Source organism: Neobacillus pocheonensis (assembly GCF_050477905.1).
GTDB lineage: Bacteria > Bacillota > Bacilli > Bacillales > Cytobacillaceae > Neobacillus > Neobacillus pocheonensis_A.
Window position 1 is genome coordinate 1 of sequence record NZ_JBCNAD010000090.1, and the last position, 3,202, is coordinate 3,202.

Below are 3,202 nucleotides of genomic sequence, written 5' to 3' on the forward strand. Positions count from 1 at the left end.
ATTTCGCACAACTAAACTGCTTCTTAAGTTGAAGAACAGAAAAAGCCGCCAATTATGGCGGCTGGGCGAGGAAGGTCGCTGAATTATGGTGCTTTAGGACCAATCAACGCCACCCCAAGAGGATTGCAACTTTCGCAACAGAACAATTTGGCCGAGATGATACGTATCGTGCATCATGATATTGCTGAGTAAACGCTCAATAGAGTACCTGTTAGCTGCATACGGAGCTTTTAACTTTTCATCGTCAAGGTCCGCAATGACCGTTTTTAATTTATTCATGACTTCATTAAGGCGCTGCACTGTCTGGGCCCACCCAATTTCGTCTTCTGGATCCCCCGGATTTCCAAAGGTTTCTTCATTGTCTTCTGCCTTATGCGGATTCTCTGTGCCCTTAATTCGATGGATTACGTCTTCATTCCAAAATATCAAGTGGTTGACAATCTGCCAAATCGAATTGCTGATTCCCGAACTTGTCCATGCTGCCTCAGCTGCGATGACTCCATGAAGCGCCTGCTCCATGGATGCAAACCAATCATTCTCATGGCAATGCATGTCGAGTTGTTCTAAAAACATTTTGGTTACAACTTGCATACAACCAATCTCCTCACTGTTTAGTGTAATCTTTCAAAGTTAAAAGACAAAAAAAAATCTGACTATAGTATTAATTAATACAACAAAACCATGGATCACTAAGACTTATTCGGCTCTTCCAGCTATTATTCCTGCATCATGACAAATAAGGTACCCTATAGGGCAGACCTTTTTAAGTGTCTACTCTATAGGGTACATTTTATTTTTATGGTTGACCTGTTGGCTAAACGACGATTCATCCGCACCAGCTAAGGCACAGTTAGGCCACTCATATGCTGAATAATGGTGCACCTCTTGAAGTGATCCAGAGCTTATTAGGTCATGAGAAAAGTGAGACTACAAGGATATATGCACAGTTAAGTGGGAGTTTAAGGCGAGAACTTTATTGCACGTATTTTTGAATTGAACTCATAAAGGCAATGCATTAAAAAGCATTGCTCTTTCTTTAATTCTCGCACCCGTCACTTTAAGTGTAATTCTTCGCAAACTAACAACTGTCAAACAAAGTCCATCCAATTTGAGTTATGTATATATCTCATTTATTGCATAAAAAGTCAATCAAAAAGACCGCCCAAAGAACACTTGAAACGGTCTTTCCTTGTATATTTAAATTCTAACTACTACTCTCGTCACTACTTTCGTCATGATGTGAATGATGATGATGTTCACTGCTATCATCACTATTTTCGTGAATGTTTTCTTCACAACTTTCAAAGTCCCCAAATTCATCATCATCAAAATCGATTGAGTGAGGATTATTTTGAATGAATCTTACGGCATTTAACCCTATCATTTGTGATGGAATTGACGTATTTCCGTCGGGCAGGATAGGAGCAATTGAAAGGTCAGCTACCTTCAGGTTTTTAGTTCCAAAGACATTTAGGAGTGAATCTACAACTCCTTCACCGATGTTTTTTGCCATTTTACATTGTCCTCCGAAGTGGGTGAAAAGGGAATAGGCTCCTCTAACAAAACCAGCTAATTTAGCCCGCTTTTCATTCTCATTTTGAATTTGGAAGACACTTTCATCAGGAAAAACTACTTGATAGATTCCTCCTGGTTCAAGCTGACGAGCCCTCACGATCATATTATACGTCGCGATATATTGATCCACCATGAAATTTAGATCATCGGGATTTGCCAACGGGTTTAAGTCAATGGTTGGATATGCTTCTGGATCGCTATGGGAAACCATGACAGTGCCTCGGCTTCTTGGATTTACATCTATAATTCCAAGACTCATAACATTACTAGGATTTGCCGGGTTAAAATCCCAGCCATTTATCGCAACTTCCTGACTTGGTACAAAGATTGGCAATGGAAAACCTAATAATTGCAGGCGCCGTCCGCCTGTTGGGTTATCAATTTTTTTAAACGCTCCAAATGCCCCTGGCTGATCAGGATCAGCAGCCAATACCTGTAGAAGTCTTCCTGTTTCCACTCTTACCCCCATACCGACAGAAAAGTGTGTTTGGAAGTTGTATCCGACATTAGGGCTTTCTACTAAGCTTACTATGCCGGCCTTCGCTAGATCTTCAGACCTTCCAATCCCTGAGCGTTGAAGTATGACGGAAGAAAATTGGCCTACAGAGACAATAATACCTTTCCGTGCGTACATTACTTGTGAAACTCCGTCTTTAACAAACTCAACACCCGCAGCGACATGGAACCCTTTTTTCTTCTTAAATATTATTTTGTTTACGGTCGTTTTAGCTAAAATGGTTAATTTTCTCTTGCCAACCCCAAATTCATCAGATTGAAATTCATTTCCTTGAGTGACAATTTGGCTGTTTAAATATCCGGTTGCTGTCGAGGAGCGAACAAATTTTCCATTTTCCACCTTTTGAGTATATTGGCCTTTTAGGGCTGCGACATCTCGTATCCCTGTATTGTAATCCTCCTCAATCGGGATATTAAAGACTTCTGAAGTGGCTTGTGCCAAGGTTTGGATTAATCCTTGATTGGGAATGTTTTGTTGTCTAATAAAAATAGGGCCGTTATGCCCACGTTCTTGAAGACTTTGTGTCAATCCTGTATAGGTTTCATTTTCAATAAATAACGAGCGAACATTATCGTAATTCCATACTTTATTGCCAACTAATTTTGCCCATGCATCATAAAGATCACGACTGCCTCGTACGGCTAACATATGATTATGTTCAGAACTTCCGCCGATGGCTCGTCCACTTTGTGTTAAGAGCTGACGACCAAGCGTTAGCTCAAGTATAGTAGCGATATTAAATGAATGTCTATTATCACTAGCATTCAAAACGGAAACTAAAATATTGGGACTGCTCAATTCTTCCGTCATGTTTGTTCCTGCTTCAAGCACTAGTACACTAGTGTAACGATTGTCTGTTAGTTTTTTTGCGATAATTCCTCCTGCTGTTCCTGCTCCGATAATAATATAATCAAAAATCATTTTATCAGGTCTTTGACCCAAATAAATTATCTCTTTTCATACTAGTAAATTATGATAGGAAGTAGGAAAAGAAATGATTATATAGCACATTTAATAAAAATATACCTTTATAATTTATTATTAATTTATATTGATACAGATAGGTAAGGGGTAGAAGTTATCGCTCCCTTTTCCCCCTGTTCACACCGT

2 protein-coding genes and 1 pseudogene are annotated in these 3,202 nt (G+C 39.4%); 1 reads left to right on the forward strand and 2 read right to left on the reverse strand.

The genetic code is table 11. The annotated features are described in order from the left end of the window. Window positions 1-93 precede the first annotated feature (93 nt). On the reverse strand, window positions 94-591 hold the full coding sequence (locus ABES02_RS28990) for a DinB family protein (RefSeq protein ID WP_430141363.1): 498 nt from the start codon (window positions 589-591) through the stop codon (window positions 94-96). A 233-nt stretch (window positions 592-824) separates the two neighbouring features. Between ABES02_RS28990 and ABES02_RS28995 the strand changes: the two are divergent. Then, window positions 825-992: pseudogene (locus ABES02_RS28995) on the forward strand (tyrosine-type recombinase/integrase); the annotation flags it as partial. A 212-nt stretch (window positions 993-1,204) separates the two neighbouring features. On the opposite strand, the gene ABES02_RS29000 reads toward ABES02_RS28995, so the two are convergent. Then, window positions 1,205-3,013: a GMC family oxidoreductase gene (locus ABES02_RS29000; protein ID WP_430141366.1), complete on the reverse strand. Its 1,809-nt coding sequence runs from the start codon at window positions 3,011-3,013 to the stop codon at window positions 1,205-1,207. Window positions 3,014-3,202: the final 189 nt, after the last annotated feature.

Bases quoted from the DNA above. Each gene is read 5' to 3' on its own strand.
- ABES02_RS29000 (WP_430141366.1), bottom strand. From the start codon at position 3,013: ATGATTTTTGATTATATTATTATCGGAGCAGGAACAGCAGGAGGAATT.
- ABES02_RS28990 (WP_430141363.1), bottom strand. From the start codon at position 591: ATGCAAGTTGTAACCAAAATGTTTTTAGAACAACTCGACATGCATTGC.